Annotated in this window: 19 protein-coding genes; 6 read left to right on the top strand and 13 right to left on the bottom strand. The window is 69.6% G+C overall.

What is annotated here, in order from left to right; all coding sequences use genetic code 11:
• Positions 1-254: 254 nt before the first annotated feature.
• From AB0D94_RS25370 to AB0D94_RS25380, 3 genes are all read left to right on the top strand, one after another.
• Entirely contained in the window at positions 255-785 is a 531-nt protein-coding gene (locus tag AB0D94_RS25370; RefSeq protein ID WP_362055869.1) for a GNAT family N-acetyltransferase, read from the top strand.
• Between the two features lie 143 nt (positions 786-928).
• Positions 929-1240: a DUF4229 domain-containing protein gene (locus tag AB0D94_RS25375; RefSeq protein ID WP_362055871.1), complete on the top strand. Its 312-nt coding sequence runs from the start codon at positions 929-931 to the stop codon at positions 1238-1240.
• 398 nt (positions 1241-1638) lie between these two features.
• Entirely contained in the window at positions 1639-2961 is a 1323-nt protein-coding gene (locus AB0D94_RS25380) for a dicarboxylate/amino acid:cation symporter (protein ID WP_362055873.1), read from the top strand.
• A gap of 57 nt (positions 2962-3018) precedes the next feature.
• Here the strand turns inward: AB0D94_RS25380 and AB0D94_RS25385 are convergent, their stop codons facing one another.
• The 11 genes from AB0D94_RS25385 to AB0D94_RS25435 all read right to left on the bottom strand — a co-directional run bounded on the left by AB0D94_RS25385 (position 3019) and on the right by AB0D94_RS25435 (position 13911).
• Positions 3019-3396, bottom strand: a complete 378-nt coding sequence (locus AB0D94_RS25385) for a MerR family transcriptional regulator (RefSeq protein ID WP_362055875.1) — start codon at positions 3394-3396, stop codon at positions 3019-3021.
• Between the two features lie 265 nt (positions 3397-3661).
• Positions 3662-4552: a fumarylacetoacetate (FAA) hydrolase gene (locus tag AB0D94_RS25390; protein WP_362055877.1), complete on the bottom strand. Its 891-nt coding sequence runs from the start codon at positions 4550-4552 to the stop codon at positions 3662-3664.
• 123 nt (positions 4553-4675) lie between these two features.
• Complete coding sequence (locus AB0D94_RS25395) at positions 4676-5983, bottom strand: pyridoxal phosphate-dependent aminotransferase (protein ID WP_362055879.1); 1308 nt, start codon at positions 5981-5983, stop codon at positions 4676-4678.
• Positions 5984-6215: 232 nt separating this feature from the next.
• Positions 6216-7880, bottom strand: a complete 1665-nt coding sequence (locus AB0D94_RS25400) for an AMP-binding protein (RefSeq protein WP_362055881.1) — start codon at positions 7878-7880, stop codon at positions 6216-6218.
• On the bottom strand, positions 7877-9013 hold the full coding sequence (locus tag AB0D94_RS25405; protein WP_362055883.1) for a Glu/Leu/Phe/Val dehydrogenase dimerization domain-containing protein: 1137 nt from the start codon (positions 9011-9013) through the stop codon (positions 7877-7879). The genes AB0D94_RS25400 and AB0D94_RS25405 overlap by 4 nt, the downstream gene beginning before the upstream one ends.
• 117 nt (positions 9014-9130) lie before the next feature.
• The gene (locus tag AB0D94_RS25410; protein WP_362055885.1) at positions 9131-9694 is read right to left on the bottom strand and encodes a gamma-glutamyl-gamma-aminobutyrate hydrolase family protein; all 564 of its coding nucleotides are present in this window, start codon (positions 9692-9694) and stop codon (positions 9131-9133) included.
• 123 nt (positions 9695-9817) lie between these two features.
• A complete protein-coding gene (locus AB0D94_RS25415) occupies positions 9818-10606 on the bottom strand; it encodes an acetylglutamate kinase (RefSeq protein ID WP_362055887.1) in 789 nt (262 codons plus the stop codon).
• On the bottom strand, positions 10603-11658 hold the full coding sequence (gene argC, locus AB0D94_RS25420) for an N-acetyl-gamma-glutamyl-phosphate reductase (protein ID WP_362055889.1): 1056 nt from the start codon (positions 11656-11658) through the stop codon (positions 10603-10605). Before argC ends, AB0D94_RS25415 begins: the two co-directional genes overlap by 4 nt.
• Positions 11655-12506, bottom strand: a complete 852-nt coding sequence (locus AB0D94_RS25425; protein WP_362055891.1) for a RimK family alpha-L-glutamate ligase — start codon at positions 12504-12506, stop codon at positions 11655-11657. The genes argC and AB0D94_RS25425 overlap by 4 nt, the downstream gene beginning before the upstream one ends.
• Before the next feature lie 32 nt (positions 12507-12538).
• Entirely contained in the window at positions 12539-12736 is a 198-nt protein-coding gene (locus tag AB0D94_RS25430; RefSeq protein WP_362055893.1) for a lysine biosynthesis protein LysW, read from the bottom strand.
• A 29-nt stretch (positions 12737-12765) separates the two neighbouring features.
• Positions 12766-13911: an isopropylmalate synthase gene (locus tag AB0D94_RS25435; protein ID WP_362055998.1), complete on the bottom strand. Its 1146-nt coding sequence runs from the start codon at positions 13909-13911 to the stop codon at positions 12766-12768.
• A gap of 265 nt (positions 13912-14176) precedes the next feature.
• Here AB0D94_RS25435 and AB0D94_RS25440 point away from each other — a divergent pair, with 265 nt between their 5' ends.
• Both AB0D94_RS25440 and AB0D94_RS25445 read left to right on the top strand, forming a co-directional pair.
• Positions 14177-14737, top strand: coding sequence for a LuxR C-terminal-related transcriptional regulator (locus tag AB0D94_RS25440; protein WP_362055895.1), 561 nt, complete (start codon positions 14177-14179; stop codon positions 14735-14737).
• A 175-nt stretch (positions 14738-14912) separates the two neighbouring features.
• Positions 14913-15557 carry an arylmalonate decarboxylase gene (locus tag AB0D94_RS25445; protein WP_362055897.1) on the top strand — a complete coding sequence of 215 codons (645 nt, stop codon included), beginning with the start codon at positions 14913-14915 and terminating at the stop codon, positions 15555-15557.
• 50 nt (positions 15558-15607) lie between these two features.
• On the opposite strand, the gene AB0D94_RS25450 is transcribed toward AB0D94_RS25445, so the two are convergent.
• The gene (locus AB0D94_RS25450) at positions 15608-16285 is read right to left on the bottom strand and encodes a response regulator transcription factor (RefSeq protein ID WP_362056000.1); all 678 of its coding nucleotides are present in this window, start codon (positions 16283-16285) and stop codon (positions 15608-15610) included.
• Positions 16286-16666: 381 nt separating this feature from the next.
• Positions 16667-17326, bottom strand: a complete 660-nt coding sequence (locus AB0D94_RS25455) for a TetR/AcrR family transcriptional regulator (RefSeq protein ID WP_362055899.1) — start codon at positions 17324-17326, stop codon at positions 16667-16669.
• Between the two features lie 298 nt (positions 17327-17624).
• Between AB0D94_RS25455 and AB0D94_RS25460 the strand changes: the two genes are divergently transcribed.
• The gene (locus AB0D94_RS25460; protein ID WP_362055901.1) at positions 17625-18827 is read left to right on the top strand and encodes a transposase; all 1203 of its coding nucleotides are present in this window, start codon (positions 17625-17627) and stop codon (positions 18825-18827) included.
• The last annotated feature ends 40 nt before the right edge of the window (positions 18828-18867 follow it).

Genomic DNA, 18867 nt, shown 5'->3' on the forward strand with positions numbered 1-18867 from the left:
TCCGGTGGAGCGCAACACGCGGTACGAGGTGATCCGCGAGTATCCGGGTCCCGACGCGGGGCTGCGCGAGACCCCGCAGGCCATGCGCGTCTGACGCGCCGTCGCACGTACGCGCCCCGCAAGCGCGCGCGTACGTGAACTTCCGGCAGCCCCGGTCCACCACCCGTGGACCGGGGCTCCGTCGTGTCCGGGGGGCTTGCCTCCGGGGGTGAAAGTCGTTGCCCGAGCGGGCGCGTAATGGCTAACCTTGATTCATGACCCTTACCTTCACCCTGGACCCCGTCGTCGACCCCGCCCTCCGTGACGGAATCCTGGAGCTGTGGGCCGACGTCAGCAACGCGGGCGGCGCCGTGGGCTTCGTACCGCCGGTCACCGCCGACGACATCCGCCCGGCCCTGGTCAGGCAGCTCGCCGCGGTCGCCGACGGGAGCAGCCGGCTGCTCGTCGGGCACGATGCGGACGGGGCGGTCGCCGCCACCGCCTTCCTCACCCACAACACGCACCACCTCCAACTGCACTGGCTGTGGGCGTACACGGTGATGGTCCACCCCCGCCACCAGGGCAAGGGCTACGGCCGCGACCTGATGGAGGCGACGGCCGACGCGGCCCGCTCCATCGAGGGCATCGAAGCGATCCGCCTCGGCTGCCGCGGCGGTCTCGGTCTGGAGCACTTCTACGCGGCCTGCGGCTACAAGGAGGTCGGCCGCGTCCCCGACGCCATCCGCGTGGCCCCGGGCGACGACCGCGAGGACATCACGATGCTGCTGCCGCTGCGCCGGCGCTGACGTAACCGCCGTATCCGCCGTATCGCCGTGTCCGCCGCCCCGCGGCCCCCCGGGCGGGGGCGGGGGTCCGGCGTGCTTCACTGGACGGGCACCGGCACGGGCACGTGCCGACGTACGACCACGACGAGAGAGAAGGGGTCACCGTGTCCCTCAAGCCGAGCGCAACGATCCGCTACACCGCCATGCGGCTGGGTATCTTCCTCGGGTGCCTCGTCGCCGTCGCGCTCCTGGTCCGTCTCGGCGCGGTGCCCGCCGGGCTCGGCGACGCCAACTTCGCCTGGATCGTGCTGCTCGCCCTGATCCTGTCCGCGCCGCTGTCGTTCGTCCTGCTGCGCAAGCAGCGCGACGAGATGTCCCAGCAGATCTCCGGACGCGTCGCGGGTGCGAAGGAGAAGCTCGCCGCGAACCGCAACCAGGAGGACGCGGCCGACGACGCCGCACGCGTGAGCCCGTAACGGACCAGTTGGGTTCCTCACACCGAACCGCCCCAGCGCCGGGAATACCGCCCGTAACGCTGGGGCTTCGGCGTTCCCGGGGCCGGGCCGCGAGGGTGCGCGTAGCGGCAACCCAAAGAATGACTTTGAGATTCTCAAAGGCCAAGTGTTAGCGTGTTCAACATGTCGACCCCACCCGCGCACCCGATGACCACGAGCGTCCCGCTCGTGGCGCGCCTGCACGTCGACCTCTGCCGCCGCGTGTCCGCGGCCTGTTGCTGTTGTCGCTGAATCCCGCCCGCCCTTGAGCGGAATCGATACGGCAGCGGTCCCGGCCGGCCCCTCCTGGCTGCCGCACCGCATCACCACCGCAGAAACCCCCGCCAGTTCCCCGTGCGTCGTCCCCGGAGAGTGCCCCCGTGTCCGCGTCCCCCCAGGCCCCCGCCAAGGCCTCGTTCCGCTTCCCCTTCTGGGCCCAGATCATCGCCGGTCTCGTGCTCGGCGTCCTCTTCGGCTGGATAGCCCGCAGCCAGGACGTCAGCTGGCTGAAGACCACCCTCGAACAGGTCGGTGACATCTTCGTCCAGCTGCTGAAGCTGGCCGTGGCCCCGCTCGTCTTCTTCGCGATCCTGGTCTCCATCACCAACCTGCGGAAGGTGAACAACGCCGCGCGGCTCGCCTCCCGCACGCTGCTCTGGTTCATGATCACCTCGCTGATCGCGGTGGGCATCGGCCTCGCGATCGGCCTGCTGACCAACCCGGGCTCGGGCACCGGCCTCACCCCGCAGGACGGCAAGCTGCCCAAGCGCACCGGTTCCTGGATCGACTTCCTGACCGGCATCGTGCCGAAGGACATCATCACGCCCTTCACCGAGCTGAACGTCCTGCAGATCGTCTTCCTGGCAGCCGTCGCCGGCATCGCCGCCCTCCAGCTCGGCAGCAAGGCCCAGCCGGTGCTGAACCTCGCCGAGTCCGTCCTGGAGCTGCTCCAGAAGGCCCTGTGGTGGGTCATCCGCCTCGCCCCGATCGGCACCGTCGGCCTCATCGGCACCGCGATCGCCACGTACGGCTGGGACCTGATCGGCAAGTACGCGACCTTCACCGCCGACGTCTACATCGGCTCGGCGCTCGTGATGTTCGGCGTCTACCCGCTGCTCCTCGCCACGGTCGCCAAGGTCAACCCGATCCAGTTCTTCAAGGGCGCCTGGCCCGCGATCCAGCTGGCCTTCGTCTCCCGCTCCTCCGTCGGCACCATGCCGGTCACCCAGAAGGTCACCGAGCGCCTCGGCGTCCCGAAGGAGTACGCGTCCTTCGCGGTCCCCTTCGGCGCCACCACCAAGATGGACGGCTGCGCCGCGATCTACCCGGCGCTCGCCGCGATCTTCATCGCGCAGATCTTCGACGTGCAGCTGGGCATCAAGGAGTACCTGCTCATCGCCTTCGTCTCGGTCGTCGGCTCCGCCGCCACCGCCGGACTCACGGGCGCCACGGTCATGCTGACGCTGACCCTGTCCACGCTGGGCCTGCCGCTCGAGGGCGTCGGCCTGCTGATGGCGATCGACCCGATCCTGGACATGATGCGCACCGCCACCAACGTGGCCGGCCAGGCCGTGGTCCCGGTCATCGTCGCGGCCCGCGAGGGAATCCTGGACAAGGAGGCCTACGCCTCGGCCTCGTCCTCCCCGCTGGAGGAGACCGCCCCGGCCGCCGCCGCGCAGGAGCCGGTCCCGGTCCCCGCCTGACCCGGCCGCGCCCCCGCCCGTACTCGCCCCGCCGGTCTTCTGATCGGCGGGGCGACGTCATGCAACGCTCTGCGCGCCGCCGTTCTGCACCACGTCGATGTAACTGGCCACCGCGTCCCTGTTGCGGACCAGGCAGTCGATGCGCTCGGTCATGCGGTCGCGTTCCCGCTCAAGGGCGGCCAGCATCTCTGCGGTGGCGTCGGGGAAGTGGATGGCCCGTGGCTTGTCGAGACACGGAAGGATCTGCTTGATGATCCGGGTGGGCAGCCCGGCGTCGAGGAGTCCCCTGATCTGCATCACCCGGTCGACGAGGCGCTCGTCGTACTGACGGTAGCCGTTGGCGGAACGCTCCGAGGAGATCAGGTCTTGCTCTTCGTAGTAGCGCAGGAGCCGTCTGGACGTCTGGGTGCGCTCTGACAGCTCGCCTATGCGCATGTGACCTACCTCGTTTCCCTCGGGTCGCCCGGCACCTGTACGGATTGACCGACCCACTGGGTGTCGCACAGCGCACCCCGGTGGGGCAACTGGCTCTGGTCACACCGAAATGCCGGGATGAAACCCTGCCCAGCGTAGTCCCAGCCGGGCCACCGTGCCGAACGGTTCGAGCAACCGTCACGGGGTGGAAACGAGAGGACCCGCCCGGAACCGAAGTGCCGGGCAGGTCCTCTTCACCGTGGTCGGACGCGCGGTGCGCCGGGGTTCACACCGACGCGGGCCGGCCCCCGTACTGGATGACGTTCGACAGGACGACCTCGTGGCTCTCCACCTCGATGGTCACCCGGTCTCCGTCAGCGATGCGGAAACCGTCGTGGAAGCTGGCCTCGTCCGCACCCAGGAGCACGTAGTTCACCATCCCGGGACGGCGGACCGCCGGGTACGTGAACAGGTGGTCCGCCATGTCCTTCACCTTGAAGTACAGCGAGTCGCCGCCGCAGGAGAACTTCCCCTCCCAGGCCGCCGCGCCGTCCCGCTCGATGGTGACCCGGCCGGTCACGGACTGGGGCGGCTCGTCGAGGAAGAGCCAGGGGGCCATGGAGGTGTCGCAGAGCTTGCAGTACGGGTTCCAGCCCGGGTTCTGCCGGTGCAGTCCGATGTCGCACAGGTCGTTTCCGAAGGTGTAGCCCACGTACTTCGGGTTGCCTTCGTCGTCGTTGACGTACACGAGGGCCATCTCGGGCTCTTCGATCAGTGCGACCGGCTTCTCGGGGACGACCAGGGTCTCGCCGGGCATCCGCAGCCAGGAGCCGAAGCCCTTGAAGAACCAGTTCGGGGCGACGAACTCCTCGTCCTCGGTGGGCTCGGTGTCGAACTTGGACTTGTGCGTCCGCATGAAACCGCTCAGCAGCGCGTTCCCGGTGCCGGGCAGCAGCGGAGGGAGGTAGCGCAGCTCGGGGTCACCGGCGGTGACGGTGATCTGTTCGGCTTCCGCGGTGATGGCGGCGATGACCTCCTCGGGGCCGTCGGCCACGAGGAACTGCGCCTGGAGCTGTCCGTCGGACACCCGGTACAGGGTCTGCTCTTCACCGGCGACCGGCTTGCCGAAGCCCGCGTACCGCCCGCCCTTGTACTCGCACTCGAACAGGATTGACATGGTGGTGGGCCTTCCTATGGGGATGGGCGGCCGAAGGCCGCGCTGTAGTTGAAGTCGAAGCCCGTCATCGGGAGCCGGCCGGGGCATGCGGAGTGACGGCCGGGCGTGCGCAGTGACGGTCGGTCAGGCCTCGAGAGGGCTTGCCCCGTGGGCGGCGGTCCGTCCCAGGAGATCGGTCAGGACCTCCTCCACACGGTCGAGCGATTCCCGGATCCAGGGGAGGGCGAGGGGATCGGCTGCGCCGAGGGCGGCCGTGCGCTGCTCTTCGGTGTCACCGTAGAGCTGGCTGGTGGCTGCCCGGAGCCGCAGGGAGTGCGCGGGCTCGCCGAAGGCGCTCGCCGGCAGGAGCCCCACTCCGTAGCGCTCGACCAGGAGTTGGGCGAGCTCGGCTCCGGTGCTCACCCCGTGGGTCTGCACGAGGTGGTCGCGCAACGGCTCGAAGTCGGGGTACAGGTAGCAGGTGGCCGTCACCGGGGCCAGCAGGGCGCCCGCGGCGGCAAACCGCTCCGCCATCGCGTCGGCCACCGTCTTGTGCAGCCGGCGGCCGGCCGCGATGTGCTCGACGACCTCGGGCGGCTCGCTGAAGGCGTAGGCAGCCGCTGCTTGGACCGGCGCTGCCGGGCTGGACCAGATCTGGCTGGCGATGCCGGTCAGCCGTGCGTGCAGAGCGCTTCCGGCCTCGTTGTCGGGAAGCCGGGCGACTCCGGTCCGCCAGCCGCCGAGGGCCAGGTTCTTGGTGAGCCCGGTGGTGACCACGGTGCGTTCGGGTGCGAAGAATGCCGGGGACATGGCCGGGGTTGCGGCCGGGTCGAACACGAGGTCGCAGTAGATCTCGTCGGAGATGATGACGAGGTCGAGTTCCCTGGCGGCCTCGCCCAGGCGCCGCACGGTGTCAGGTGCCGCGATGGTGCCGGTCGGGTTGTCCGGCGTGGTGACGATGACGGACCGCGGGTCGTAGCCGGCGGCCCTGGCGGCGGTGACCGCCTCGCGGAGCAGGTCCGGGTCCGGCACTCCGCCCTGGCCGGGCAGGATCGGGACGGCGACGGGCCGGGCACCGATCAGCTTGGCCTGGGCCGCGTAACTGACCCAGCTCGGCGAGGGAACGATCACGTCGCCGCCGACGGCCAGCAGCAGTGCGAAGAGCAGCGGCTTGCTCCCCGGCCCGCACACGACCTGGTCGGGGAACGTGCTCAGCCCGCGCCGCTGCCAGTAGCCGGCGGCGGCGGTGCGCAGGGCGAGACTGCCGGCGACGGGTCCGTAGGCGTTGTGGCCGGCGGCCTCGGCGAGCTTCGCCTTCAGCACGGGAAGAACAGGCAGACCGATCTCGCCGCTGGCCATGGAAATCACGCGCTGTCCGGCCAGGCGGCGGCGGGCGATGGCCTCGTCGGCGGCGAGAGTCGCCGACATGGTCACCGGTGTGGGCTGGGGCATGACTGACTCCAACGGTCGGGTAGAGGGGGATTTCCAGGGGATTTCCAGCGGCGGGGCTTCGGCCCTCGAGGTCCTGTCCGGGCGATCTTCGTGGATCAGCCCGCGTCGTCTGGTGCGGTGCATCGCAAGGCGGAGGAGCGCAGCTCGTACTCGGCCGTACTCGCGCGGTCCGACAACGCGGCGAGGTGCCGTGCCAGGCGGCGCGGGCCCGCGAAGATCGCCCGGACAGGGCCTAGCCGTAGAGCTTGCGGAGTTCGGCCTTGCGGACCTTGCCGGTGAGGGTCTTGGGCAGCGCCGCTATCACCACCAGACGATCCGGCCAGAAACGCTCGGGCTGGTCCGCCGCGCGCAGGTGCTCGCGGATCTCGTCCAGCGTCGGCTCGTCGCCGCCGCGGGGTACGAGCACGGCGAGGATCTCGTCGGTCACCTGTCCGGTCGGGCCCACCAGAGCCGCCTCGGACACCCGCGGATGCCGGGCGATGGTGGACTCGAGCTCGGCCATGGGAACGACCACGCCGTCGCGCATGATGGCGTCCTTGGCCCGGCCCAGTACGCGGATCCCGCCGCGGCCGTCCTCGCGCGCCACGTCGCCGGTGTCGAACCAGCCGTCCTCGGTGAGTTCGGCCGCGAACAGGTCGTCGTGCTTGTGGTAGGTCAGGGCCAGTGAGGCGCCGCGCACCCGCAGACGGCCGACGGAGGCACGTTCGTCGGGGTTCTTGCAGTTGTCGATCCGGATTTCCATCGAATCGATGGGCCGGCCGTTGCTGTGTGCTGCCCAGTCCTGGTCGTAGTCGAGCTTGGTGATGGTCACCGGGCCGTTCTCCGACATGCCCCACAGGGAGTAGGTCCGTACTCCGAGGGTGTCGCGGAGCTCGTCCACGAGGGGCTGCAGCACGGGTGCCGAACCGGTCACCACATGCCGCAGCGTGCTGACCTCCCGCTTGTCCGCGCGCAGCGACTCGGCTATGTCCATCAGGGTCGGCGGCGGCCCGTACAGCAGAGTGGCGCCGTACCGTTCCACCAGGTCCAGCAGGACCTCGTTCTTGCGGACGTCCTGGAAGGCGATGGTGCCGCCCAGCATGACGCTGGCGAGGATGCCCTGGCCGAAGCCGGAGTAGTGCACCAGCGGTGTGGAGACGGCGGCGACCAGGGTCTCGTCGAGGAGGAAGGTGTCGACGTAGCCGCGCACCGCCGAATGGATCGTGTTCTGGCTGTGCAGCACGCCCTTGGACAGGCCCGTGGTGCCGGAGGTGAACAGCACGACGAACGGGTCGTCGGGCTTGAGTTCGCGGCCGTCCAGGGCCTCGGCGTGGCGCTCTTCCCAGTTGATGCCGACGAAGTGCTCGTGGAAGTCGCGGGCACCCTCGGGGGCGTGGCCGCCGACCACCAGCACGTGCTCCAGGCTGGGGACTTCTGCGCTCAGGCGGGTGGTGATCTCGGCCAGCGGGGTGCCGTCCCACTCCGGGACGGTGATGCACACGCGGGCCTCGGTGAGTTCCAGCCGGTGGCGCAGCTCCTCCTCGTCGCAGATCGGCGAGATGGGGCAGATGGCCGCGCCGACGCGTATGCAGGCGAACAGCAGGGGCGCCATCTCCCACCGGTTGGGCAGCTGCACGGCAACGAAGTCACCGCGCTGCACGCCGAGTTCGAGCAGGGCGCCGGCGAAGCGTTCGGTCATCTGGGCGAGCTCGGTGTAGTCGAGCGTGTCGGTGCGGCCCTGATTGACCCGGCGGCCGGCGACGGCCAGCTTGTGCGGGCGCTTGCTCGCCTGGTGGCGCAGGTCGTCGAGGAAGGTCTCGTCCCGCCACCATCCGCGCCGCCGGTACTCGGCCGCACGGTCCTCGAAGGGGTCCGCTACGGGGGCGGTGGGCGCGGCCGTGTTCGTCGCGGTGGTCATCGGCGGTCCTTCCGGCGGGCCACGAGCAGCTCCGGCAGCGGGTCGCCGGCGCTCGCCGCAGCGATCTCCAGGAGGTCCTGGGTGTTCTGCCGCACCCGGTTGCCGACCCAATCGAAGACCCACGCCTTGCGGGCCCCTGCCGACAGGTCGAAGGGGACGACCCGGGTGACGGCCAGGGCCGCCGAGGCGGCGCCGCCGATGTTGGCGATCACTCCGGGGACCAGGGTGGCGCCGGAGGCCCGCGCCTTGTCCTTCGCCTCGTCGCTGGAGGCGAGGTTTCCGCCCTCGACCACCAGGCCGGTGCGCAGGCGGTGCGCATTGTCCGCGTTGAGCGCGTACTTCTGCGCGGCGAGGATCAGCAGGTCGGCGTCGATGTCGAGCCAGGCGTCGGGTTCCGTGGACACGGTCACGTCCTGCGGAAGCCGGGAGCGGTCGATCCGGCCGAACTCGTCGGTGATGGCGATCAGTTCGGCAACCGGGAGCCGGTCCGCGCTGAGGGTGCCGCCGATGTCGGCGACGCCCACGATCACGTGCCCGCGGTCCTCGAGGAACCGGGCGACCGCACGCCCCACCGCGCCGAAGCCCTGCACGACGACCCGGGCCGACTCGGTGCGGCCACTGGCCTCCAGGGCGGTGACCGCCGCGACCCCGACGCCGTGACCGGTGCAGTCGATCAGCGGCTCGTAGTACGTGCGCCAGTCGATCGGCATGTCCGGCGCGCCCAGGCGGTAGCGGGGGTCGTAGCCGGCCTCGTCGAAGAAGACGGCGCGGTCGCCAGGGGTGACGCCCATGTCGATGCCGAGGTGGATGCCGCCGTGCAGCAGCGGCTTGACGGTACGGCCGAAGGTGCGGAAGGTCTCCTCGCGGTTGGTGCCGTCGGAGACGATGCCGGCCTTGGCACCACCGATGGGCAGCCCGGCGAGCGTGAACTTGTGCGTCATGTCGCGGGCGAGACCGGCCACCTCCTCCTCGGTGACCCCGGTGGTCATCCGGGTGCCGCCCATGGCAAGGCCGTCGTAAAGCGAGTCGACCACGACCCAGCCCTTGAGGGGGCCGCCGCTGCCGTTCAATGACACCGTGAAAGCAGGCTTTTCGGCCTCTTCCACGTGCGGGTATTCACTCGGAGTGCTCATTGCCATGGACCTCGTGATCGGTTCGAAGCGGTTGTGTGGGTAGTGATGAGGTGCAGTGGGAGCCGTACGCGCGGGCCGGGGCCGTGTGCCGGGGGTCTTGCGGCACACGGCCGCTGATCACTGGTAGATCTCGGCGAAGCCGCGCAGGATCTCCATGCCGTCGTTGCGGAATTCGAGGTGGGCCTGCGCACCGAAGATCCGGCCGTCGTCCGAGCGGAGGAACTCCACGGGTGCGTGCTCGGAGCGTCCGATGGAGCGGAAGCCCGCCGGCGCCGCCTGGAGGTACAGGGTGTGGCGGTGGAAGACGGTCACGGTCGGTTTGACGTAGGAGAAGATCGGCTCCTCCTTGTCGACCTGTACGTCGTATCCGCCGACGCGCTGCGGACCCTCGGCCAGCTGGCCGCCGTTGGCGACGGCGATGATCTGCATGCCGCCGCAGATTCCGAAGACCGGAACCTTGGCTCCCATGACGAGGTCGATGAGAGGCCGGTAGTAGTCGCTGTCGAAGGCCCGCACCTTCGTGCCGCTGAGGACGATGGCCTGGTAGCGCGGGTCCAGCCGGGCGGGTGCCGAGGCGGCGTCGATGGTGTCGGTTTCGGAGCCCAGTTGTTCGAAGCGCTTGCGCAGCTGCTTGAGGGAGAGGGTCCCGTTGTTGACTACGAGAACCCGGGATGTCGCCACGTGCTCTGCTCCTGTCGCTGAGGTGTGTGGGGTGTCACCGCCCCGCCGCCGGGGGCGGTTAGGGGGTGTCCGGTGGACCCGGGCCCGGCCCTGATCCACCGGACACCCCCTAGGGGCGGTGGCTCACGTCCTGGTGATGACGGTGCCGGTGGTTCCGGCGAGCAGGTCCGAGATGGGGGCGCTGCCGATGACGACCCGGTCGACTCCTCGGTCCAGGGCCTCGCCCGCGGCGCGCAGCTTCTTGCGCATGCCGCCGGTGGCGCCGCGGTCGCGGAACTCGGCCGCGGCCTGGGCGCTGATCTGCCTGACCGGTTCCCCGTCGATGAGGAGGTGGGCGACGTCGGTGACGAGGGTCAGGGACGTGGCCTCGGTGGCACCCGCGATGGCGGCGGCGGCCCGGTCCGCGTCGGTGTTCACCTCCTGGCCGGCGCTGTTGCGTGCCAGCGGAGTGACGAGGTAGCAGTGGCCGGCCTGCAGGTTCTTCAGCGCGCTGGGGTCCACCTCGGTGATGGGACCCACGAGGTTGTCGAGTTCGACGAGCTGCTTGTCGCGCCACCACCAGCGCTCGCCCTGCCCCGCTCGGACCAGGCCGTCGCTGCCCAGGACGCGCTCGGCGGTGATGCCGCGCTGCTCCAGCAGTCCGAAGACCTGCTCACCCATGGCGGCGCTGACCGTCTTGATGTCGGCGATCACTTCGGGCGTGGTCCACCGGCTCTGGTTGCCGTAGCGGTCACGCAGGATGGCCGAGGGCTCGCTGTAGCGGGAGCTCAGCTGCTTCAGCGGCTTGGACCAGCCGTGCACCAGGATCAGCGGGTGGCTCCGGCCGTGGTGGGCGAGGTCGTCCCACCAGGCGGGCGACATGTCGTCGAGGCAGCTTCCGCCCAGTTTGACGACCGTAGGAATGTTGCTCATGCCGGCACCAGCGGCTGCATCGTCAGCCCCATTTCTTCCGGAAGCGAGAAGCGCTTGTTGAGCGCCTGGACGGCCTGTCCCGCCGCGCCCTTGAGCAGGTTGTCCAGTGCGGAAAGGACGACGATGCGGCCCCCTTCGGGGTCGTGCATCACGGTCACGTCGCAGTAGTTGGACCCCAGGACCGCCTGCGGGTCCGGGACGGGGATCATCGTCTCGTTGTGCCTGCGGACGCGGACGAACCGGTGCTGCTTGTAGAAGCGCAGGTAGGCGCGCTGCAGCTCGCGGCCGTCCACCTCGTCGTCGGTGAGCACGTAGGTGCTGGCGAGCAGTCCCCGCACGTGCGACACCCCGTAGGCCGACATCGTCAGAGACCCGATGTGGCCCGGCTTGCTGCGCTCCAGGAAGTCGCTGACCTCGGCGGCGTGACGGTGTCCGACGGGTGCGTACGGCGTGATGGCGCCGTTGCGGTACGGGTGCAGGCCCGGGGTCCGCAGTGCCTGGCCGCTGCCGCTGGAACCGCTCTTGCCGTCCACGAGCACGGTCTTGAGGTCAAGGCCGAGGGCGAGGGTCAGCGGGGCGAGCCCCAGGGTGATCGCGGTCGCGTAGCAGCCGGGCAGCGAGATCAGCGGAGCGCCGACCATCTGGTCCCCGACGAGTTCGGGGGCACCGTAGACGAAGCGCTCGGCCAGTTCGGCCTGCCGCGCGACCTTGGGGTACCACCGCTCGTGGAGCTCGGGGGTGCGGATGCGGAAGGCTCCGCTGAGGTCGATCACGCAGGCGACCTGCTCGGCCAGGGCCGGGGCGAGTTCGGCCGAGACCTCGGCGGGCGTGGCCAGGAACACCACGTCGCACCGGTCGGAGAGGTCCGTGGTGGCGGCCTCGATGGTCAGGCCGAGGTCCTGGCGCAGGGCCGGGTGCAGTTCGGCCGGGCGCCGGCCGATGTTCGACGAGCCCCCCAGGAAGGTCAGTTCCAGTTCGGGGTGCTGGCTGACCAGGCGGATCAGTTCACCGCCGGCGAAGCCTGAGGCGCCGACTATGCCTACGCGGATCATGCGAGGATCTCCTGCAGATAGCGGCTGATGGCCGACGGGATGTCCGCTCCGGTGGCCTGGGCGACGGTGCGGAAGGCCGGCGCGTGGTTGACCTCGTTGACGACATAGCCCTCGGGCGTGTTGAAGAGGTCGATGCCGTAGATGCCTTCGCCGAGCTCGTCCACGACGCTGTCCACGATCTTCAGGAGCGCCGGGTCGTGGTCCAGGGCCCGGTTGCGGTTGCCGAGGGCGGCGTTGCTGCGCCAGTCGCCCCCGGCGCTCGCGAACTCCGCGGCGGCGACCAGTTCGCGCCCGACGACGAAGCAGCGGATCGACGTGCCGCCGTCCAGGAACGGCTCCATGAGGGACGCCTGCTCGAAGCCGTGCCCGAGGTCCTCGATGTAGTCGTAGACGGACTGGGCCGTGTCGGCGTCACGGATGAGCGTCACCCGCTTGCCCATGCCGCCGAAGACGGGCTTGAGCACCACGGGCAGGGGCATTTCCTCCAGCGCCTTCTCGAAATCCTTGCGGGAGAGGACGAGACGGAAATCCGTGACCGGCACCTGCGCCTTGCGCAGCACGGTGCGCAGGGTCAGCTTGTTCTCGCAGGCCTGGATGGCCGCGGCCGAGTTCAGGGTGCGGATGTTCGATGCTTCGGCCTGGGTGGCCAGCAGGCCTCCGCGGGTGTAGCTGCGACTGCGGACGAGTACGGCGTCGTAGCTGTTGATCGACGGCGCGTCCGGGTGCCCGAGGCACAGGGACTCGTCGTTGACCCACTCGACGTCCAGGCCGTACTCGCGGGCGGTCTGGATCAGCTGGCGTTCTTCCCAGCTGATCCGGTCCGCCACGATGGCGATCTTGTTGCCCATTGAGGGATTCCTACTCCTTGCTTCGGTCGCTCCTACTGGCCCCAGTCGCGGAGCGTCACTTCGACCATCTGCAGCGCGAGCGTGCCGTTCTGGACGTCCTCGACGCGGAGCGTGAGCATGCACTCGGGGCAGGCGATGGTTTCGCCCTGGACCATCGGCGGGGTCGTGAGGTCGGTCTCGCACTCGGGGCATTCACCGGTGAGCATGGACGTGGACGTGGGAGTGGACATGGTTCCTCCAGAGCTGTTTTTGCGGGGATTCAGACGGACAGGAAGTCGATGGCGGCCTTGCGGATGGCGTCCTGGTCGAGCAGGGGCCGTCCGTCCTGCTCCTGGCGCGCCGTGAGCCACTTGGTGAAGGCGTCGATGTCGATGTCGAGGCCGTCGTCGGCGAGCGCCCAGGTCACGAGGGGGGCCGTCAGGCGGGAACGGACGCGCAGTTCCCGGGAGTTGCCGACGAGTTCGGCGGGCAGGGTCTCGTACGCCTGCGGGCTGGTGAGCTGCCCGGGCAGTTCGTAGGCGAAGGCGTGCGGGGAGGTGGGGCCCGGCTGGAAGGCCTCGCCCAGCCCTGCTCCGGCGAGCGCCACCTTCGACAGTTCGGTGAGGTGGGACAGGTCGAAGCGGGTGTCGCCGTGGATGACGCGCAGCGAGGTCAGCAGTTCGGCCAGCGGCGCATTGCCGCCCCGCTCGCCGATGCCGCCGACCGTCGCCGAGATCCACTGGGCGCCGGCCCGGACGGCGGCCAGCGAGTTGGCAACGGCCATGCCCAGCATGTTGTGCGAATGGATCTCGATCTCGGAGCCGTCGATCGCGGTGAGGTCCGCGATCTTCTCCTCCATCTGCCAAGGCGAGAGGTACGCGACGGTCTCGGCCAGCCGGAAGCGGTCGGCTCCGGCCTCGAAGCCGGCGGCGACGTAGGGGACGAGCCGCTCCTTGGGCGTGCGGGCGCCGTCCTCACCGCTGAAGGTGACGTGGAATCCGCGCTCCTTGGCCCCCTCGATGGCGGCGCGGGCGACCGAGGTCAGGTACTTCGCGCTCGGCGAGGCCAGCTTGAGCTGCGCGTGCTCCTGCGACGTGGGGATCGAGAACATGACGGACTTGACGCCCAGGCGCAGTGCCTCGTCCAGCGCCGTCGCGACCTGCTGGCGGTCCCTCACCACGACCAGGGTCAGGCTGCGCTCGGGGCCTACGGCCTCGTGCGTGGCCAGGATGAGGTCGGCGTCCTTCGAGGAAGGGCCGGACACCATGCCCACCTCGACCAGTTCCACACCCGTCTTCACCAGCAGGTCGGAAATGACCGCCGCATCCTTGGCGCTGAATTCCACGCCTGCCATGTGTGCGGAGTCCCGCAGAGTCGCATCGGAAATGCGGGGTTGTATGCTTCCTCGATTTTCTACTGCTGACATTGCATGCACTCTTTCCTCCAGAACCTGCTGTGGGTTCTGGTTGTCGAGGCCGACAGGCGCTTTACCCAGGGCATTGCGACGGACGCTGGTCATCAGCTTCTTCGCCTGGGGTGACCAACGTCAAGGCCTGCCGTGTCAGACACGGTCAGGGAATGTCACGTAACGTCAGAGGCCCATTGATTCGCATGAGCTACCTGCCGATGGAGGCAGTTCGCCATTAGTGTGCTTGTTGCGGCGGCGCGGGCCGGCCGGTGAAAGGAAGAGGATGGCCTTCGTTGTTGAGCTGACCTTCCGGGCGGGTGCGGAGGACCGCCCGGGGAGGCTGCAGGAGCATCGCGACTACTGGGAAGACAAGGCCCGGTCCGGTGTGCTGATCGGCGGTGGGCCGTGGCAGGACGGCTCAGGGGAGCTGCTGCTCTGCGAGGCACCTGACCGGAGCGCCCTGCTCCGGGTGCTGCACGCGGACCCCTACGTCCGGGCCCGGATGGTCACCCGCATGAAGGTCCGGGAGTGGGACATGGTGACCGGGCACTGCCTGCCGGCCGCACGCGGCGCGGCGGCCCCTCCCGCACAGGGCGGGCGGGCCGCCGCTCCGGACCGGCGCCGCGCCGAAGCCGCCGACGGGCTGACCGCACACGAGGAACGCATCGCGGCGATGATGGTCGACGGCATGACCAACCGGAGAATTGCCGAACTGCTGTCGGTCTCCACGCGTGCCGTGGAACTCCATATCACCCGGATTTACATCAAGCTGTCGATACGGAGCCGTGCCCAACTGGCTCCAGCCCTGAATCGGCTCGGTGGATTGCGCCTTCGTCAAACGTGACGACTACGGTTTCCCGTAGTGTCGGGCGGTGCGGCCGGGCGATATCTTCGAGGAGAACCTTCGACAGATGGGTGTTGTTGCCGTGAGTATTCCTTCCGTGCCGCGACTCGGGCTTGTGGTACCTCCGGAAAACCCGACAGCCGAGCCTGAGTTCCGTCACTTCCTCGGCTCCGGAATGAATCTCTACACGTCCCGCTTCCCGGTTCTCCCGGGCGCGGGACTGCGGGAGATGCTCGAAACGTACAACGAAGTACTTCCCGATGTGCTGGACGGCTTCGGCCGCCTGCGCCTCGATGCCGCGGTGGTGGCCTGCAGCGCCTCGCACTACCTCCTGTCTCCCGATGGCGACCGGAAGTTCTGCGCCGAACTCAGCGACCGTGCGGGCTTCCCGGTGCTCTCCTCGACGCTGGCCACCCTCGCGGCGTGCGAAGCCCTCGGCGTGACCGGACTGACACTGGTCTCCCCCTACGAGCCGTGGCTCACCGATCTCTCCCGGGAGTACTGGGAGCAGGCCGGACTCACGGTGCACCAGGTGGTGCCCGTACCGGCCGGTGACCACTTCGACCCCTACCAGGTGACCACCGAGGACATCCTGGAGCGGGTGGGGCAGCACGATCTCCCCGAGGACGCGGCGGTGCTCTTCACCGGTACCGGGATGTTCACCCTGGACGCGATGGACAAGCTCGGCAGCGCCCCGGACCGGGTGCTGTTGTCCTCGAACCTGGCCAGTGCCTGGTGGGCGCAGGCCGGGGCCGGAGCACAGGGCTGGGGGCTCGAGGGCCACGCGCTGCTGAAGCAGCCGGCGGCCCGCGCGGTGTGATCCTGGGCGCGCCGCGGCCCGAGTGAGGCACCGCGGCGCGCCCGGCAGCGTCAGCGATGGCTGAACTGCAGGCCGACGCCGCGAATGGTGGTGATCCAGTCGCCCGCCCCCAGCTTCTTGCGCAGGCTGCTCACGTGCGTGTCGATGGTGCGGCGGGACCAGGAATCGCCCCAGACCTGCCGCATGATCCGATTCCGCGAGACGACGGTTCCGGGGTGCGAGGCGAGGAGGTGCAGGAGGTCGAACTCCTTCGGGGTGACATCCACCGGCCTGCCGTGCAGGCTCACCTCACGCGAGAACGAATCGATCCTCAAAGGGCCGTGTGACACGACCTGACCGCCGGACGACTGCATCCGCATGCGGCGCATGACGGCCTCGATGCGCGCCATCAGCTCGCGGAACCCGTACGGCTTCACCAGGTAGTCGTCCGCCCCGGCCTGGAGACCGAGAACACGGTCCAGTTCGCTTCCCCGGGCGGTGACGGCGATCACGGGGACGTCGCAGGCCGATCGCACCTCCCGGCACACTTCCAGGCCGTCCAGGTCGGGAAGTTCGAGATCGAGGAGCACCAGGTCGGCCTGCTGGTAGCCCTGCAGTGCCGCCTGCCCGGTCGCCGCCCTGTCGACGGTGTGACCGTGCCGGGTGAGCCCGCGGACGAGCGTCTCGGCGTCATCGGCGTTGTTCTCCACCACGAGCAGCCGCCAGGAAGTGGGCGGCCGATGCGGCATCGGCCCGGTGGCGGCGACGCCCTGTGCGGGCCGTTGTGTGCCCCCGGCGGCGGGCCGGGGGAACGATATGTGAGGGTCCTTCAGGTCCATTTCAGCTCCACCTCGGCCATCGGCCTGGAAAGTTCCTTCCGGACGCTTGTTTCGGGCATGCGATGCCGCCTCCCCCTGAGTAGCTGCCGACGAGGCCCCGTGCCCCCGCCCCGCGCGGGGGCATGCGAGTGCCCCTCCGCAGTACGGATCGCACGTGCTGCGGGCGCTGTGGAGCCCGGAACCGGGGCGTCGCCTCGCGCCCACCACGTTCTGGGCTCGGGCTCGCACGGTCATCTTGCGATGGATGCGACAGGCAGCAAATGCAGACTTGAATAAGTCACATGTGAGCTGTCAGCGCGGGGGCGGCACGCTCGGTGTTCCGTCGCCCTGCGGCGGGTTCTCCGATGACCCGGTGGCGACCGGCGCCCCGTACAGGACAAGGTCCCACACCCGGGCGAGCTGGCCCACGGCGTCGGAGTGAGGCGCGTCCGGCGCCGTCGCGTAGGCCCGGTGGCGCACGTGTGCGTCGACGCCGGCGAGGAGATATCCGGCCATCACGGTCACCGTCTCGACGTCGGCCGCCGTCGGCAGCTGACCCTCCGCATGGGCCTGGTCCAGGAGTTCGCGCAGCCCTGAAAGCCAGTTCACCGTCCACTCGCTGCGAGCGGAGGGGCGCTCCCTGGTCAGCCGGGCCGCCGCGCGCACCTCGGTCTCGTTCTCCAGGAGGCGGGCGATCGCGAGGACCATCACCCTGGCCCGGCGGAGCGGGGAGGCCGGGACGGACAGGGCTTGGTTCACCACCGCCTGGATGGCCCTGCTTCCGCGTTCCTCCAGCGCGTCGGCGAGGTTGGCCTTGGTCGGGAAGTGGAAGGTCAAGGCGCCCATGGAGATCTCGGCCGCTCGGCAGATGCGGAGCAGGGAGGTGCCTTCGTAGCCATGGCGGTCGATCTGGGCGGCGGCCTCGCGCATCAGCGCGCGACGGGTGCGAAGCGCCCGGGGCTGCGTCACCATCTCCGGTCCCTGGTACGTGGCCCGGGGCAGGAGGTCGTGCGACGGGGGCGGATGGCGGAAACCTGCAGGTGGTCAGGTATCCACCGACGATGCGCCTCGCACCGTCGGGTGCGCATCAAGCTCAAACACCTCTCGCCCGTTTCCGTTGATGAGACGCAACTTTGTCCAGGCAGGCGGGGTGCGGCAACGACGACTTGCCGAAGTAGGAGCTCTTCGCCCCCTGTCCCGCAGGAAACATAAAAAGCATTCTGTATATTTCAGGGGTCGGGCTGGCTATCGACGCTTGAGGGGGACCACCATGGCCGTACAGCACCGAGCAGTTCTGCCACAGACGCACGGCCCGAACGGCCTCGCGGCTGACTTCTCGGACTTCGTGGAGGAGGTGTTCGGCTACCTTCCCCGGGCTGACCAGCGCAGATGGGCCGACGCGTACCTGCGCGGGCTGCTCACCGTGCCGGGCAAGAAGACCATCCGCCAGATGGCCAAGGCCGTGTCGCTCTCGGCCGGCGCCCCCCAGGCCCTTCAGCAGTTCATCAGCGCCAGCCCCTGGGACTGGGACGAAGCCCGCGAGGCCCTGGCCCGCAGGGTCTCCACCCAGCTGCCCTCCCACGCCTGGACCATCGGTCTGGCGCTGGCCGAGAAGCGGGGCGAGCACTCGGTCGGGGTCCACCGCCGGTTCGTCCCCGATGCCGGTCGCACGCTCAACTGCCAGGTCGGCATCGGTCTGTTCCTGACCTCCGGCTCGGAGAGCCTGCCGGTCGACTGGCGGCTGCTGATGAACGAGGCGTGGTCCGGCGACGAACTGCGGCGCCGGCGGGCACGGGTTCCTGAATCGGTCCGGGCACAGCCGATCTGGGCGCACGTGCTCGATCTCGCCGACCGGCTCACCGACCTCAAACTGTCCGGTCTCGCCCCGCTCATCGTCGACCGGCACTGCGCCACCGACGTCGGCCTGCTGGCTGCCCACCTCAACGTGCGCGAACGGGACTTCCTCATCGAGATCCGCCCCGAACAGCCCCTCGTGCCGGCGCTTGCCGCCGCCTCCGGGGTCCGGGCACCGCACACCAACCAGCCGGTGAGTGCCCAGCAACTCCTGCGCGACGGCGGAGCGCGCTACCCGTACGTGGTCTCCGTCGAGCACAACGGTCAGGCGCGTCACCTGAACGTGTTCTCCGCCTTGGTCCGCCTCCCGGGCCTCCGCCCCGGTGCGCCCAGCGCGCAGCGGGTCTACCGGCTGCTGGCCGAGCGGTCACCCGGCCACCGCGGGCCGACCCGATTCTGGATCACCAGCCTCGTCGACCGGCGGGTGGACGAAGTGCTCGCGCTGATGCGCAGGCCCACCCTGACCCACGCCACGGTGCGAAGGCTCCAGGACGACTTCGGACTCCTGGACTTCGAAGGACGCTCGTTCCCCGGCTGGCACCACCACATGACGATGTCTTCCGCCGCGTACGCGTACAGCCGCCTGCCGCACCTCGCGCGGCGGCCCGCAGCCGTCTGATCCCAAGGCGCATGGCCGCCATACGGCAAAGGACAACGAT

Source organism: Streptomyces sp. NPDC048255 (assembly GCF_040652415.1).
Taxonomy (GTDB): Bacteria; Actinomycetota; Actinomycetes; order Streptomycetales; family Streptomycetaceae; genus Streptomyces.

Bases quoted from the DNA above. Each gene is read 5' to 3' on its own strand.
- AB0D94_RS25370 (WP_362055869.1), top strand. From the start codon at position 255: ATGACCCTTACCTTCACCCTGGACCCCGTCGTCGACCCCGCCCTCCGT.
- AB0D94_RS25385 (WP_362055875.1), bottom strand. From the start codon at position 3,396: ATGCGCATAGGCGAGCTGTCAGAGCGCACCCAGACGTCCAGACGGCTC.
- AB0D94_RS25390 (WP_362055877.1), bottom strand. From the start codon at position 4,552: ATGTCAATCCTGTTCGAGTGCGAGTACAAGGGCGGGCGGTACGCGGGC.
- AB0D94_RS25395 (WP_362055879.1), bottom strand. From the start codon at position 5,983: ATGCCCCAGCCCACACCGGTGACCATGTCGGCGACTCTCGCCGCCGAC.
- AB0D94_RS25400 (WP_362055881.1), bottom strand. From the start codon at position 7,880: ATGACCACCGCGACGAACACGGCCGCGCCCACCGCCCCCGTAGCGGAC.
- AB0D94_RS25405 (WP_362055883.1), bottom strand. From the start codon at position 9,013: ATGAGCACTCCGAGTGAATACCCGCACGTGGAAGAGGCCGAAAAGCCT.
- AB0D94_RS25415 (WP_362055887.1), bottom strand. From the start codon at position 10,606: ATGAGCAACATTCCTACGGTCGTCAAACTGGGCGGAAGCTGCCTCGAC.
- argC (WP_362055889.1), bottom strand. From the start codon at position 11,658: ATGATCCGCGTAGGCATAGTCGGCGCCTCAGGCTTCGCCGGCGGTGAA.
- AB0D94_RS25425 (WP_362055891.1), bottom strand. From the start codon at position 12,506: ATGGGCAACAAGATCGCCATCGTGGCGGACCGGATCAGCTGGGAAGAA.
- AB0D94_RS25430 (WP_362055893.1), bottom strand. From the start codon at position 12,736: ATGTCCACTCCCACGTCCACGTCCATGCTCACCGGTGAATGCCCCGAG.
- AB0D94_RS25435 (WP_362055998.1), bottom strand. From the start codon at position 13,911: ATGTCAGCAGTAGAAAATCGAGGAAGCATACAACCCCGCATTTCCGAT.
- AB0D94_RS25440 (WP_362055895.1), top strand. From the start codon at position 14,177: ATGGCCTTCGTTGTTGAGCTGACCTTCCGGGCGGGTGCGGAGGACCGC.
- AB0D94_RS25445 (WP_362055897.1), top strand. From the start codon at position 14,913: ATGAATCTCTACACGTCCCGCTTCCCGGTTCTCCCGGGCGCGGGACTG.
- AB0D94_RS25450 (WP_362056000.1), bottom strand. From the start codon at position 16,285: ATGCCGCATCGGCCGCCCACTTCCTGGCGGCTGCTCGTGGTGGAGAAC.
- AB0D94_RS25455 (WP_362055899.1), bottom strand. From the start codon at position 17,326: ATGGTGACGCAGCCCCGGGCGCTTCGCACCCGTCGCGCGCTGATGCGC.
- AB0D94_RS25460 (WP_362055901.1), top strand. From the start codon at position 17,625: ATGGCCGTACAGCACCGAGCAGTTCTGCCACAGACGCACGGCCCGAAC.